At 64.1% G+C, this 14,208-nt stretch carries 10 protein-coding genes and 1 pseudogene; 6 read left to right on the top strand and 5 right to left on the bottom strand.

Going from position 1 to position 14,208, the window contains the following annotated elements; all coding sequences use genetic code 11:
- Positions 1–94: 94 nt before the first annotated feature.
- The 5 genes and pseudogenes from MTX23_RS03970 (at position 95) to MTX23_RS03950 (ending at position 6,785) form a co-directional block, all read left to right on the top strand.
- Positions 95–1,066 carry a nitronate monooxygenase family protein gene (locus MTX23_RS03970; RefSeq protein WP_280975334.1) on the top strand — a complete coding sequence of 324 codons (972 nt, stop codon included), beginning with the start codon at positions 95–97 and terminating at the stop codon, positions 1,064–1,066.
- A 30-nt stretch (positions 1,067–1,096) separates the two neighbouring features.
- Positions 1,097–2,623: an acyl-CoA synthetase gene (locus tag MTX23_RS03965; protein ID WP_280975333.1), complete on the top strand. Its 1,527-nt coding sequence runs from the start codon at positions 1,097–1,099 to the stop codon at positions 2,621–2,623.
- 95 nt (positions 2,624–2,718) lie between these two features.
- Positions 2,719–3,808 (top strand): annotated as a pseudogene (locus MTX23_RS03960) (DUF2855 family protein).
- A gap of 97 nt (positions 3,809–3,905) precedes the next feature.
- Complete coding sequence (locus MTX23_RS03955; RefSeq protein ID WP_280975332.1) at positions 3,906–5,693, top strand: NAD(P)/FAD-dependent oxidoreductase; 1,788 nt, start codon at positions 3,906–3,908, stop codon at positions 5,691–5,693.
- Between the two features lie 120 nt (positions 5,694–5,813).
- Positions 5,814–6,785, top strand: a complete 972-nt coding sequence (locus tag MTX23_RS03950) for a peptidyl-alpha-hydroxyglycine alpha-amidating lyase family protein (protein WP_280975331.1) — start codon at positions 5,814–5,816, stop codon at positions 6,783–6,785.
- A 24-nt stretch (positions 6,786–6,809) separates the two neighbouring features.
- Here MTX23_RS03950 and MTX23_RS03945 read toward each other — a convergent pair whose 3' ends face one another.
- Positions 6,810–8,573 carry a chloride channel protein gene (locus MTX23_RS03945; protein ID WP_280975330.1) on the bottom strand — a complete coding sequence of 588 codons (1,764 nt, stop codon included), beginning with the start codon at positions 8,571–8,573 and terminating at the stop codon, positions 6,810–6,812.
- A 193-nt stretch (positions 8,574–8,766) separates the two neighbouring features.
- Here MTX23_RS03945 and MTX23_RS03940 point away from each other — a divergent pair, with 193 nt between their 5' ends.
- Positions 8,767–9,324: an HNH endonuclease gene (locus MTX23_RS03940; RefSeq protein ID WP_280975329.1), complete on the top strand. Its 558-nt coding sequence runs from the start codon at positions 8,767–8,769 to the stop codon at positions 9,322–9,324.
- Between the two features lie 194 nt (positions 9,325–9,518).
- On the opposite strand, the gene MTX23_RS03935 is transcribed toward MTX23_RS03940, so the two are convergent.
- The 4 genes from MTX23_RS03935 to MTX23_RS03920 all read right to left on the bottom strand — a co-directional run bounded on the left by MTX23_RS03935 (position 9,519) and on the right by MTX23_RS03920 (position 14,043).
- Positions 9,519–10,730: a trypsin-like peptidase domain-containing protein gene (locus MTX23_RS03935; RefSeq protein ID WP_280975328.1), complete on the bottom strand. Its 1,212-nt coding sequence runs from the start codon at positions 10,728–10,730 to the stop codon at positions 9,519–9,521.
- A 178-nt stretch (positions 10,731–10,908) separates the two neighbouring features.
- Positions 10,909–12,369, bottom strand: coding sequence for a PQQ-binding-like beta-propeller repeat protein (locus MTX23_RS03930; protein WP_280990750.1), 1,461 nt, complete (start codon positions 12,367–12,369; stop codon positions 10,909–10,911).
- 137 nt (positions 12,370–12,506) lie between these two features.
- Complete coding sequence (locus MTX23_RS03925) at positions 12,507–12,833, bottom strand: antibiotic biosynthesis monooxygenase family protein (protein ID WP_280975326.1); 327 nt, start codon at positions 12,831–12,833, stop codon at positions 12,507–12,509.
- A gap of 19 nt (positions 12,834–12,852) precedes the next feature.
- On the bottom strand, positions 12,853–14,043 hold the full coding sequence (locus MTX23_RS03920; RefSeq protein WP_280975325.1) for an NADH-quinone oxidoreductase subunit D: 1,191 nt from the start codon (positions 14,041–14,043) through the stop codon (positions 12,853–12,855).
- Between the last annotated feature and the right edge of the window lie 165 nt (positions 14,044–14,208).

Below are 14,208 nucleotides of genomic sequence, written 5' to 3'. Positions count from 1 at the left end.
CCGGCAAAAGAGAGCTACCGCTCCAGCCATCACGACAAGCACGCGATCCGCCCGGCGGCCGGCCGGCTGGCATCCGCATGGAGGACCCCGAAAGATGCCACTGCCCGCTTCGCTCGCCAACAAGCTTGAACTGCCGGTCGTCGGCTCGCCGCTGTTCATCGTATCGGGGCCCGAGCTCGTGATCGCGCAATGCAGAGCCGGCATCGTCGGCTCGTTCCCGGCGCTGAACGCCCGCCCCGCCGAGAAGCTCGACGAGTGGCTGACGCAGATCGAGAATGAGCTCGGCGAGTACCAGGCGCTGCATCCGGAGAAGAAGGTCGCGCCCTACGCGGTCAACCAGATCTGCCACGCCTCCAACGACCGGCTGATGCGCGACATGGAAACCTGCGTGAAGCACAAGGTGCCCGTGATCATCACCTCGCTGCGCCCGCCATCCGAGATCGTCGAGGCCGCGCATTCCTACGGCGGCGTGGTGTTCCACGACGTCATCAATGTGAAGCACGCGCGCAAGGCCGCTGAGCAGGGCGTCGACGGACTGATCCTGGTCTGCGCCGGCGCAGGCGGGCACGCAGGCACGCTGTCGCCGTTCGCGCTGGTGCGCGAGGTCAAGCAATGGTTCAAGGGCACGATCCTGCTGTCGGGCGCAATCTCCGACGGCTGGAGCATTGCATCCGCGCTCGCGCTCGGCGCCGACCTCGCCTATATCGGCACCCGCTTCATCGCGACCGAGGAGGCCAACGCCGATGTCAGGTACAAGCAGGCGCTGACCGAGTACGCCGCGCACGACATCGTCTATTCGAACCTGTTCACCGGCGTGCACGGCAACTATCTCGGGCCGTCGATCGCGGCGGCAGGGCTTGATCCCGCCAATCTGCCGGTCGCCGACAAGTCCAAGATGAATTTCGGCTCCGGCGGCAACATGAAGGCCAAGGCCTGGCGCGACATCTGGGGCTCCGGCCAGGGCATCGGCCAGATCGCCGACACCCCGCCGGTCGCCGAGCTGGTGGCGCGGCTCAAGTCCGAGTTCGCCGCGGCGCGCAGCGATTTCCTGCGCGCCAGTGCCTGACGTCTCGCCAAGCGCCAAGAGAAACGCGACATGATCATCAGCGGCGACAGACAGATCAGCTACGCCGACATTCACGCCCGCATCGCGCGGGCGGCCAGCGGCTTCCGGGCGCTCGGCGTGCGCGACGGCAAACCTGTCGGCATGATGCTGCGCAACGATTTCACACTGTTCGAGGTGGTGGCCGCCTCGGCCGCGCTCGGCAGTCCGGTGGTGCCGATCAACTGGCATCTGAAGGCCGAGGAGGTCGCCTATATCCTCTCTGACAGCGGCGCCGACACGCTGGTCTGTCACGCCGACCTGTTGCCGCAGATCAGGGATGGCCTGCCGGCCGGGCTCAAGCTGCTGATCGTGGCAACGCCGCCGGAGATCGCCGACGCCTATGGCGTGACGCCGGCACTTGCAGAGGTGCCTGATGGCATGACCGACTGGGACAATTGGCGCGACACGCATCAGCCCTTGACCGACGCCCCGATCGGTGCCGCACCGATGTTCTACACGTCGGGCACCACGGGCCTGCCGAAGGGCGTGCGGCGCAAGCCGATGCGGCCCGAGCAGCAGGCGGCCGCGGCGCGGGTCGGCGCCATCAGCTACGGCATCAAGCCGAACGAGGATCAGGTGATCCTGATGAACGGGCCGATGTATCACTCGGCGCCGCACTCCTACGGCATGCTCGCCTTCCGCAACGGCTGCACCATCGTGCTCGAGCCGCGCTTCGATCCCGAGGACCTGCTGCAACTGACCGAGCGCCACGGCGTCACCCATATGCACATGGTGCCGACCATGTTCGTGCGGCTGTTGCGCCTGCCTGAGGAAACCCGGCGCCGCTACGATGTCTCGTCGCTGCGCTTCATCGTCCATGGCGCCGCGCCCTGCCCCGCGGAGGTCAAGCGCGCGATGATCGACTGGTGGGGGCCGGTGGTGAACGAATATTTCGGCTCGACCGAGACCGGCATCCCGGTCTGGCATTCGGCGGCGGAAGCGCTGGCAAAGCCCGGCACGGTGGGTCGCGCCATCGAGGGCGGCATCGTGAAGATCTTCCGCCCCGACGGCTCGCTGTGCGACGTTGGCGAGCCCGGCGAAATCTTCATGCGCCAGATGGCGACGTCGGATTTCGACTACCACGGCAACGCCAAGGCGCGCGCCGAGGCCGACCGCGACGGCCTGATCAGCGTCGGCGACGTCGGCTATCTCGACGCGGACGGCTATTTGTTCCTGTGCGACCGCAAGCGCGACATGGTGATCTCGGGCGGCGTCAACATCTATCCCGCCGAGATCGAGAATGCGCTGATCGGCATGGACGGCGTGCGCGACTGCGCGGTGTTCGGTGTTCCCGACTCCGAATATGGCGAGCGGCTGTTCGCCTGCATCGAACCGGAAGCGGGAGCCACGCTGTCGGTTTCCGCCGTGCAGGATTTCCTGCGCGGCAAGCTCGCCAATTTCAAGGTGCCGCGGGACATCCAGTTCATGGACGCGCTGCCGCGCGAAGCTACCGGCAAGATCTTCAAGCGCAAGCTGCGCGATCTCCACCGCGACGGACAGCTCCACGCCGCACGCTGACGGCGAAGCGAACAGCGTTTCAAACTTTGTTGCTGTTGCAAAAGGATCATCGCTCGACGCAATGATGAGGACGCATCCGGAGCCGGGAGCGCCCCATGAAATCCAGCGACTTCATCGTCATCCGCAACGATTTGCAGCATTGCAAGGTGATCGAGACACAACTGCCTGATCCCGCGGCGCTGCCCCCCCGACGCGCTGCTGGTGAAGGTCACACGCTTCGCATTCACCGCCAACAACATCACTTACGCAGCGGTCGGCGAGGAACTGAAGTACTGGCAATTGTTCCCGGCGCCGGAGGGCTATGGCAACATCCCGGTCTGGGGTTTCGGCGAGGTGATCGCCTCGCAACACCCGAATGTCGCGGCCGGCGAAACGCTGTTCGGCTATTTCCCGATGGCGACCCATCTCGTCATCGAGGCCGCCGACGTCAGCAAGCGCGGCCTGCGCGATGCCGCCGCGCACCGGCAGGGCGTGGCGCCGGTCTACAACGCCTATGCCCGCGTCAGCGGCGATCCCGCCTATGCCGGCCGCCTAGGCGACTACCAGGCGCTGCTGCGGCCATTGTTCATGCTGTCGTTCCTGGTCGATGATTTCCTGGCCGAGAACGCGTTCTTCGGCGCGCGCAGCGTCATCCTGTCGTCGGCCTCGAGCAAGACGGCGTTCGGTCTCGCCCACCTCCTGCACACGCAGCGCCCGGGCCTTCGCGTGATCGGACTGACTTCGCCGGGCAATGTCGATTTCGTTGCCTCGCTCGGCTGCTACGACGAGATCGTCACCTACGACCACGTCACCGCGATGCCGTCGGAGCCTGTCGCCTATGTCGACATGGCCGGCAGCAGCGCGCTGCGCGAGACGCTGCATCGGCACTTCGGCGTGCAGATGGTCTATTCCGGCCGGGTCGGGCTGACCCATCGCGCCAGCCATCCGGACGAACCCGCCCTGCCCGGTGCCAAGCCGGTCTGGTTCTTCGCCCCCGACCAGATCCGCAAGCGCGCCAAGGAATGGGGACCGGGCGGCATCGAGCAGCGGTTCGGCGCGGCCTGGGCCGGGCTGGTGCCGCAGCTGCCGGAGTGGCTCGAGGTGATCGAGCGGCGCGGGCCGGCCGCGGTGCGAGAGGCGTATCTCGATACCCTGCAGGGCCGCGTTCCGCCGAAGCAAGGTCTAATCCTGTCGCTGGCCGAATAGGCGGCATCCCGTCACGCGCGTTCTGCAAGGCGGCGAAATGGGTATAGGCTTTGGCTAAGTGAATGCCGCCCAGACGGCCGATGACGAGAAACGCCCGATGCTCGACAAGACGGACGACATTTCGGTTGCCGCCGACAACTGGCTTGTGCAGTTCGAGGACGCGCTGGCAAGCCCCGACGATGTGCTGCTGAAGCCACTGTTCCATCCCGACAGCTACTGGCGTGACGTGCTGGCGCTGAGCTGGAACATCCAGACCGTCAATCGCGCATTTGCGATCCTCGAGGAACTGCCCGCGCATGCGCGGCGCAGCGCGCCATACAACTTCCGCATCGACGCCGATCGTGCGGCGCCGCGGCGGGTGATGCGCGCCGGCACGCAGGCGATCGAGGCGATCTTCAAGTTCGAGACGTCCGTTGGCCGCGGTCACGGCATCGTGCGGCTGGTTCCCGATGCTGCCGACGACAACCGGCTGAAGGCCTGGACGCTGCTCACCGCGCTCGAGGAGCTCAAGGGTTTTGAGGAGCAGCAGGGCCACACGCGGCCGCGCGGGCAGGCCTATTCCCGCGACTTCCGCGGACCCAACTGGCTCGACCAGCGCAAGACGTCCGCCGAATATGCCGACCGCGACCCTGATGTGCTGGTGGTCGGTGGCGGACAGGCGGGGCTCGCGATCGCGGCACGGCTCAAACAGCTCGGCGTCGACACGCTGATCGTCGACCGCGAGGCGCGTATCGGCGACAATTGGCGCAAGCGCTATCACGCGCTGACCCTGCACAACCAGGTGCAGGTCAATCACCTGCCCTATATGCCGTTCCCGCCGAACTGGCCGGTCTATATTCCGAAGGACAAGCTCGCCAACTGGTTCGAAGCTTACGTCGACGCCATGGAGCTGAACTTCTGGACCGGAACCGAATTCGCGGGCGGCAGCTATGACGACGCAAAGGGACGCTGGAACATCGAACTGCGCCGCACGGACGGCACGACGCGCAGAATGCAACCGCGCCATGTCGTGATGGCGACCGGCGTCAGCGGCATTCCGAACCTGCCCGACATTCCCGCACTGAAGAACTTTGCCGGCAAGGTCATGCATTCCAGCCGCTATGAGGACGGCGAGGACTGGCATGGCAAGCGCGCGCTCGTGATTGGCACCGGCAACAGCGGCCACGACATCGCGCAGGATTTGCATTCGTCCGGCGCCGAGGTCACGCTGGTGCAGCGCTCCTCGACCCTGATCACCAATATCGAGCCGTCGGCGCAGCTCGCTTATGCCGCCTACAACGAGGGCACGCTCGAGGACAGCGATTTGATCGCGACCTCGATGCCGCTCGTGCTCGCCAGGCGCAGCCACGTGCTGATGACCGAGCGGTCGAAGGAGCTCGACAAGCCGCTGCTCGACGGCCTCGCCCGCGTCGGCTTCAAGCTCGATTTCGGCGACGGCGGCACCGGCTGGCAGTTCAAATACCTCACCCGCGGCGGCGGCTATTACTTCAATGTCGGCTGCTCCGATCTCGTCGCGAGCGGCGCGATCAGGCTCAAACAGTTTACCGACATCGAGACCTTCGTGCCCGAGGGCGCGCGGCTGAAGAGTGGCGAGACGGTTGCGGCCGACCTCATCGTGCTCGCGACCGGTTACCGGCCGCAGGAAGAGCTGGTGAAAAAACTGTTCGGCGAGGCGATGGCCGCGAAGGTCGGCCCGATCTGGGGCTTCGGCGACGGCCAGGAGCTTCGCAACATGTACACCCGCACGCCGCAGCCCGGTCTGTGGTTCATCGCCGGCAGCCTCGCGCAATGCCGCATCAACTCGCAATACCTCGCGCTGCAGATCAAGGCGATCGAGGCCGGCCTGTTGCCGCGCGACGTCGGGCCGCGCGCCGAGTTTCCCTAAACCCGCGACCGGTTCGGGAGGGTCGCGCAACGACGAACTATGGTGCGCACTTGCGCACCTGAGAATCTCGAGGTTCCGGGTTCGCTTCGCGCCCGGAACGAGGCCCCAGGGAGAAACGATATGACTGCCATCCTCGGCACCGGCGAGCATCGCTACCGCGTGGTGGAGAATTTCGCGAAGCTGCCCGACGGCTGGAGCTTGACCGACGTCGCGTCCGTCGCGGTCGACAGCAAGGACCGCATCTATGTCTTCAACCGCGGCGCCCATCCGATGGTGGTGCTCGACCGCGAAGGCAACTTCATCCGAAGTTGGGGCGAAGGCGTGTTCTCGCGCGCCCACGGCCTGCATATCGACGCCGCCGACAATCTCTATTGCACCGATGATGGCGACCACACCGTGCGCAAGTGCTCTGTTGACGGCAAGGTGCTGCTGACGATCGGCATCCCGAACAAGCCCGCGCCGTTCATGAGCGGCGAGCCGTTCCATCGTTGCACCCATACGGCCCTCTCGCCGAAGGGCGAGATCTATGTCTCGGACGGCTACGGCAACGCCTGCGTCCACAAATACACGCCGGACGGCAGGCTGATCAAAACCTGGGGCGAGCCCGGCACCGATCCCGGCCAATTCAACATCGTGCACAACATCGCGACCGACGCCGACGGCTGGGTCTATGTCGCCGACCGCGAGAACCACCGCGTGCAGGTGTTCGACGGCAACGGCAAATACGAGACGCAGTGGAACAATCTGCACCGGCCCTGCGCGCTGTGCTGCTGTGGGAGCGGCAAGCAGCCGAACTTCGTCATCGGCGAGCTCGGCCCCGGCATGGCCGTCAACCGCAAGGTGCCCAATCTCGGCCCGCGGCTGTCGATCGTCGATACCAAGGGCAACCGCATCGCCCGCCTCGGCGGCGAGCACGGTCCAGGCGTGGAGAGTGGAAAATTCCTGGCGCCGCACGGCATCGCGCTCGATTCGCGAGGCGACATCTATGTCGGCGAGGTCGGCGTCACCGACTGGAAGACCAGCTTTCCGGATGCCGAGATGCCGACGGCGGTGCGCGTGACGCGCTGCTTGCAGAAGCTGGAGAAGGTTTGAGCGCAATCGTCCCGCGCTGCTCCGTCAAACCTCGCCGATCACCTCGCGCCGGCGCTGCTCCGATTCTTCCGCATAACGCCGCATCGCGTGCGCCTCGGTGAGCAGGCCGATCGGCCGGCGGTCGCCGTCGCCCTCAACCACGGCAAGCGACTCCGCCTCGGCGGCATCGAACACCGCGATCGCCTCCTGGATGTTCATCACCGGATGCAGCACCACATCAGCGTAGCGCAGGATGGACGCAAGCCCCTTGTCGGCCGCTATATCGGGCGCATGAGCGTCCGCGACCAGGGCCAATCCCGCGTAACACCCCTGACCATCGACCGCGACGACCTGCGTCTTCGAGCCCGGCGGGAATTTCTCGCGGAACAGCTTGATCGGCATCGCGGCGTCCACCGTCGCCATGTCCTGCCGCATCATCTTGCCGACAGTGAGATCGCGGATCCAGCCGACATCGGCGGCGCTGCGAATGGTCTCGCCGCGCAGATGCAGCCGCCAGGTCGCGAACGAATAGCCGAACAGTTCGCGCGTGATCATGGTCGAGATGATGACCGCGGCCAGCACCGCGGCGGAGAGCCACAGATTGCCGGTCGATTCCAGCGCGATGAATGACATCGTCAGCGGACCGCCGATCACCGAGGCCGACAACGCACTCATGCCGATCACCGCATAGGCGTTGGGATCAAGGCTCAGTCCCGGCCACACGACGTCGACGCCGGCGGCGAACAGGCGGCCGCCCAGCGCACCCATGAACAGCGTGGCGAAGAACAATCCGCCGCGGAAGCCGGTGCCGAGCGAGACGATGGAAGCCATCGCCTTCAGCACGAAGATGCCGGCGATGACGGCGAGCGGCATCGCCACGATGCCCGCGACATGCAGCGCGCCGTGGCCGGACGACATCACCTGCGGCGTCACCAGCGCCATCGCGCCGACGGCAAGCCCGCCCAGCGCCGGCCGCAGCGGCGGCCAGAGCCGGATCTTCGTGAGCAGCCTCTCGCACAGCGTTACCCCGCGCATGATCGCAATGCCGGTCAGGGCTGCGATGATGCCGAGCAGCGTGGCGATCGCGATATCGCGCCCGAGCAGATCGCCGACGGTGCCGACGCCAACGCCGAGTGGCAGCAGCGCGAAGGCATGGGCGACGAAATAGCCGGTGACCGCGGCCACGCCGACCGGGGTCAGGCTGGCCGGCGTATAGCCGCCGATCACAAGTTCGAAAGCATAGAAGGCCCCCGCCAGCGGCGCGCCGAACGCGCCGGCGATCGCCGCCGCCGCGCCGCATCCGACCATGATTCGCTGGTCGTTGCGGCGGAGGTGGAAGCCGCGGCCGAGCGAGGCGGCTAGGCCGCTGGCGAGCTGGGTGTAGCCCGCCTCCAGCCCGACCGAGGCGCCGACACCGCTCGACCAGATCGTCTGCAGCGCCACGATCACGCTGCCGCGGAACGACATCCGCCCGCCATAGAGCGCGTTGGCCTCGATCGGGTCGATCTCGCGCGCTGGACGGACCCGGAGCAGCAGGAGAAACGCGATGCCCAACAACAGCCCGCCGACCCCTGGAACCACGATCGCCCGCAGCGGATCGATGCTCGGCTGGCTCGACAGCCGCTCACCCCACGGCAAATTGAACAGCACGGCATGCAGCATTGTGACCAGTCCGCTCATGGTCGCCACCACGAGCCCACCCACGGCCCCGATTAGCGCGGCCAGCACCACCAGGCTTGTTTCGTGCGCGCGCACGAATGCGCGCAGCCGGCGCGGCGCCTCTATATAGCTGGACGTCGTGGTCGTCATCGGCAGGATCCGTCGTGGCCCACAAAGGCCTCCTGGCTCCCTTTAGCGGGCCTGACGGGCCGGATGCAATCGGGGCAGGAACATGGCAAGCGCAGGGCGGATAAGCCGAGCAACGCTCTTCACAATCCCGTCACGCTGCCTGTAGTATGTGAGTGCATGCTGCTTCGCAGCTAATGGGAGTCAGGAGCGTTATTTGAACGCACATGTCTCGCAAGGCGGATGGCCGGTCCTGGTGCTGAACGCGGACTTCCGGCCGCTGAGTTACTACCCGCTGTCGCTCTGGTCCTGGCAGGACGCGATCAAGGCGGTGTTCCTCGATCGTGTCAACATCGTCGAGTATTACGACAGGGCGGTACGAAGTCCTTCCTTCGAAATCCAGCTGCCGAGCGTCGTATCCCTCAAGTCCTTCGTCAAGCCGTCCACCCACCCCGCCTTCACCCGCTTCAACGTCTTCCTCCGCGACCGCTTCGTCTGCCAATACTGTCTCTCGGCCGACGACCTCACCTTCGATCACATCATTCCGCGCAGCAAGGGTGGCCAGACCACCTGGGAGAACGTCGTCGCCGCCTGCTCGCCCTGCAATCTGCGCAAGGGGAATTTGACGCCGCAGCAGGCCAAGATGTTTCCGAAGCAGGCGCCCTACGCCCCGACGGTGCACCAGCTCCACCGCAACGGCCGGCTGTTTCCGCCGAACTATCTGCACGAAAGCTGGCTCGACTATCTCTACTGGGATACAGAGCTCGATCCGTAGTGCTTGGATCGAGGAGGCTATTGCTGACCCGTTCGCCCGCATCGAGACCTTGCTTGACCTCGACCTCTGGCAATGTGCCCAAGGGAACGCCCGGGAGCCCGCGGACAGGCGCCTCGCGATGCAGCGTTTAAGGTCATCGCGATGCACCGGGCCTGCACGGGAGAAGCGGGCCAATCAGATGCTTCGACCGCCGCTTATCGTGGATTGGCTGGCGAAGAATTGGATTGATCGGGCAGCCGGTCCAAGGTCACATTTAATGAACTCTCCTGCCCATCTCGAACCATCGCCAGTTGGACCGAGGAGCCGGGCGACATCGCATGGATCTTCCTTGTCAGATCGTTGGCAGTCTTGATCGGCTGCCCGTCGACTGACGTGATCACATCACCCCTCTTTAGTCCGACTTTCGCGGCAGGGCCGCCGTCGCGAACGTTCGCAACAATCGCACCATGGGGATTGCTCATGCCGAGACTGTCCGCAATGTCGGGAGTGACCGATTGAACCTCGGCCGCTATCGATCCGCGCGTTACGCTCCCCTTGTCCTTCAGTTGGGGTATCACTGATTTGGCGGTACCGGCCGGTATTGCAAAAGCCACTCCCGCCCAGCCTCCGGATGGCGAAACGATCATGCTGTTGACGCCGATGACCTCACCGCTGGTATTGAAGCTCGGTCCGCCCGAGTCACCGGTGTTGATAGGTGCGTCGATCTGGATGAATCCTTCGGTCGGGCCAGTCTCGATTTCACGCTCGCGCGCCGAAACGATACCCGCTGTGACTGTTCCGCCGAGCCCGAACGGGCTGCCTGCGGTGAGGACCCAATCCCCCACGCGAGGAGGCTGGTCGGCGAGCCGGACGTAGCTGAAGTCCGTGCGCCCATCGACCTTGATTAGGGCAAGATCGCTGAGCGAATCCGTCCCGACGACTCGCGCCTGATAGGTCTTGTCATCATTCGTCCGGATCTGGACGGTCTTGTTGTGTTCAATAACGTGGCTGTTCGTCACGGCATAGCCGTCTGATGAGATGAAGAAGCCTGATCCAACCGAAAGCGATTCGCGAGTATTCGGTGCCTCCCCTGGGCCCGACCCGTCAGGTTCCGGGACCTTTTCGTCCTTTGGAGCACGTTGACCGGGGACGCCAAACTGGAAGGGTTGACCGGGAAGCATCTTCCGCGTCGCTGTGGTCCTGGAGATAACGCCAATCACCGCGGGTTGCACTTTTTCCGCGAGTTCGGCAAAGCTAGGTAGGCCGTCACGCTTGGTATCCCCGGTATCCGCGACATGATGCATCCACGCCGGCGCCCCCGTGGATCCGGCGAAATCGGGTTGCGCCTGCGCGATACTTGCGCTCACCAGGATTGCAGGAGCGACAATGCTCCCTATGACCGATGCTCGGCGGTAGCTAAAGGACAAGTTTGGGTACTCCATTCTCATGTCCGTTTCTCGTTGCTGCCCAGCCGCCTACCATTGTTCCCGAGGTCCAACGATTTGCCGAGTGGGCTGTTCCTATGGCGCTCACTGAGACCAGTCGCGTGAGCGTGTGCAAAATGCGCGTGCCACACAGCGCCGCGAGGCTCAGAACGTGCGAGGCTCAGAACTTGAAAGCGTAAACGCGTTCATCGGCGGCGACGTACAGACGGTCCTTTGTCGCGATCGGCGTCTGGAAGCGTCTAAGACCGCGCAAGGTCTCGCTGGCATAAATCTGCTCGCCCGTATCGCCGCGGAACGCGTGCAGCCGATCGTCGCCTTCAGCGCCAAGTATCCACACGATCGGATTGGAATGCCCGTCCGTGGTGGTCACAATGGGGGAACCACGGCCGCGGAGCGCGCCGCACCACGCCGTGGCCACCGCCGGCCGAGCGTCAGCCGTGATCTTTAGCACCGTCAGTTCATGACCCCGATTCGACGGGCACTGCGCTCCTGAAGCCCGGAACGCAACAAAGACATCGTTGCCGGCGCGATAGGAGGCAGGCGAGGTGATGATCGATGACTGCGATACTTCCTTGACCGCCAACTGGCCACCAATGCCACCGAGATCATGTCGATCCAGAAGATAAGCCTTGCCGTCCTTGCCCAGCGCCAGGATCAGGGCTCGGTCGCCGCCCGCGCCGGGAACATCGAGAGGAAGCGGATTGCTACCTCCGAGATCGACATCGCCGGCATCGAGTGTTTTCCAGTCTGATGGAGCGAAATAATTCCTCTTGTCGTCACTGCGGCGCAGGTCTGCTCCGACATGAAACACAGCTTCGCCGTCGCTCCAGGTTTGCGCGCCCATCGTGTTGCCGGTCGTGAAATAGATGTCATGTCCGATCACGCTGAGCCCGCCAGGCGACCAGCTGCCACCTCCACGCGCCCGCGTCGCGAAGCTCGTCAGCTTGCCCGGGTCGCGCAGGGAAATTCCGACAATCCAGCCATGATAATTCCCGCAATCGCCGAAATGGCCGCCGAAGGCGACGTAGAGCGTGTCGTCAAGCAATGTGAGCGCCGCGCGCTGATTCTGCACGCGCGGATCGAAATGCCGCCCCGACCTTTGCAGCGCGCCGGCGACATCGACCGGCCAGCCCGGAAGAACGCTGCCATCCTTTGTCGAAAGCGCGAACACCTCATGGCTCGGCCCGCTTGCCCGCTCGACCGCCGCATCGAAATAGATGGCTTGCGTTGCAGGATCGATCACCGGTGTGCCGGTGATGCCAAGCGGATTGATATTCCCGCACGGCAATGACGACGCTCGTACGGGACGCCCGACCGCGCGTCTCCACAGTTCCTTTCCGGTCGTCGCGTCCAGGGCATATACGACGTTGTCCTCAGTCGCCACGAACAGCATCCCGGTGTTCGCTCCGGAAGGACGCCAGTAAAGCGGCTGGGCATACGTCGATCCCGCGATACTCGCCTTGAACGTCTCGTCGATCTGGACCGACTTGGCTTTCTCCCACGAGAGCGCCGGGACGACATAGTGGCCGCTTCGGCTGTTATCAGCGTGGTAGGTGAGGACTGAACTGTCTTGGGCGCGGGCCGATGGCGGTGGCGGCGCAAGCGAAAGTACCGCAGCCATCAGAGCAACTGAGATTGAGGGGGCGCGCAGGCTATTCGGGTGCGCGACCACCCCAGTGCTCCGCGTCCACCAACGTTGGGAGCCGTTCGCATCGTCCTGACGCGTCGCTCGTGCGTCCATGCCCGTGAAACGCGAGCTCACCGTCGATCACCAAGGACCTCGGCAATTTCATAGAGATGCGGATCGATCACGTCGGTCACGCTCTCGAACTGGCTCCAGGCTTTCCGAAATTCCGGCGATTGGTGCGCCGCTCGGAGCAGGTCGCGCGTTTCCCATTGAACATAGTTCACGATCCGGCGCCCATCGAGGCTTCGATGCAAGCTGATTGAAATGAACCCCGGCTGACGCTGCATGAACCGAGCGCGCTCCGTCATGACCGACAGTGCCTCGGCCTGCTTCTCCGGTTCAGCTTCGATGATGGTGATTTGCGTGACTGGCCGTTGCTTGATTGCGGGACGCGGCATGATGATCTCCTTTCCAGCATTAACGATCGATCTCTCCGAAAACGATATCCAGCGAGCCGATGATCGCCGCGACGTCGGCAAGCAAATGGCCGCGACAGAGCAGGTCCATCGCCTGCAGATGTGCGAACGAGGGCGCACGGATCTTGCACCGGTAAGGCTGGTTCGTCCCGTCCGAGACCAGGTAGACGCCGAATTCGCCCTTGGGGGCTTCTACGGCCGCATAGACCTCGCCGGCGGGCACGCGAAAACCCTCCGTGTAAAGCTTGAAGTGATGGATGAGGGCTTCCATCGAACGCTTCATCTCACCGCGGCGCGGGGGAAAGACCTTGTTGTCTTGCACGGCGACCGGCCCCTGCCCATCCGGCTCGCGGAGCTTGCTGATACACTGTCGCATGATGCGCACCGACTGACGCATCTCTTCCATGCGAACCAGATAGCGGTCATAGCAATCGCCGTTCTTGCCGATCGGAATGTCGAAATCCATTTCCGGATAGCACTCGTAGGGCTGCGCCTTACGCAGATCCCAGGCTGCGCCAGAGCCGCGCACCATGACACCCGAAAAGCCAAGCTCCCAGGCTTGCTTCAGCGTTACCCTGCCGACGTCGACATTGCGTTGCTTGAAGATGCGAAGTCCCGTCAACAAGCGATCCAGATCATCCACCACGTGCAAGAACGGTTCGCAAAATGCTTCAATGTCATCAATCAGCTTCGGTGGCAGGTCCTGATGCACACCACCGACGCGGAAATAGTTGGCGTGCATGCGCGCTCCAGATGCCCGTTCGTAGAACACCATCAGCTTTTCGCGCTCTTCAAATCCCCACAAGGGCGGGGTAAGCGCTCCGACATCCATCGCCTGGGTCGTGATGTTGAGAAGATGGGACAGCAGGCGTCCGATTTCACAGTAGAGCACGCGGATCAGCTGGCCACGGCGCGGCACTTCGAGGCCAAGCAGCCTTTCGGCAGCAAGGCAGAATGCATGTTCCTGGTTCATCGGTGCGACGTAATCGAGCCGGTCGAAATATCCGATCGCTTGCAGATAGGTCTTGTGCTCGATCAGCTTTTCGGTGCCACGATGAAGCAAGCCGATGTGAGGATCGACGCGACGGACCACCTCACCATCAAGCTCCAGCACGAGACGAAGCACTCCATGAGCTGAGGGGTGTTGCGGACCGAAATTGACGGTGAAATTGCGAAGGCCTGCTTCAGCCATGGCAAACTCGCGGTTATGACGCCGGCGGATCCGCGGACCGGCGTAGCTTGATGCATGGTACTGCTTGGCGCGGGAACCTCGGAGCACCTGGCGCCGCCATGTGCGTTTCAATGGCGCCGACGGCTAAAGGTCGCTTGCGGACCGTACAACGTAACCCCATCCGGA

This window comes from Bradyrhizobium sp. ISRA436, from assembly GCF_029910015.1.
Taxonomy (GTDB): Bacteria; Pseudomonadota; Alphaproteobacteria; order Rhizobiales; family Xanthobacteraceae; genus Bradyrhizobium.
This window is presented reverse-complemented; position numbering and strand designations above follow the sequence as displayed.

Coding starts and splice junctions, on each gene's coding strand:
- MTX23_RS03925 (WP_280975326.1), bottom strand. CDS start 12,833: ATGCCGCGTCCCGCAATCAAGCAACGGCCAGTCACGCAAATCACCATC.
- MTX23_RS03965 (WP_280975333.1), top strand. CDS start 1,097: ATGATCATCAGCGGCGACAGACAGATCAGCTACGCCGACATTCACGCC.
- MTX23_RS03920 (WP_280975325.1), bottom strand. CDS start 14,043: ATGGCTGAAGCAGGCCTTCGCAATTTCACCGTCAATTTCGGTCCGCAA.
- MTX23_RS03945 (WP_280975330.1), bottom strand. CDS start 8,573: ATGACGACCACGACGTCCAGCTATATAGAGGCGCCGCGCCGGCTGCGC.
- MTX23_RS03930 (WP_280990750.1), bottom strand. CDS start 12,369: ATGGCTGCGGTACTTTCGCTTGCGCCGCCACCGCCATCGGCCCGCGCC.
- MTX23_RS03970 (WP_280975334.1), top strand. CDS start 95: ATGCCACTGCCCGCTTCGCTCGCCAACAAGCTTGAACTGCCGGTCGTC.
- MTX23_RS03950 (WP_280975331.1), top strand. CDS start 5,814: ATGACTGCCATCCTCGGCACCGGCGAGCATCGCTACCGCGTGGTGGAG.
- MTX23_RS03955 (WP_280975332.1), top strand. CDS start 3,906: ATGCTCGACAAGACGGACGACATTTCGGTTGCCGCCGACAACTGGCTT.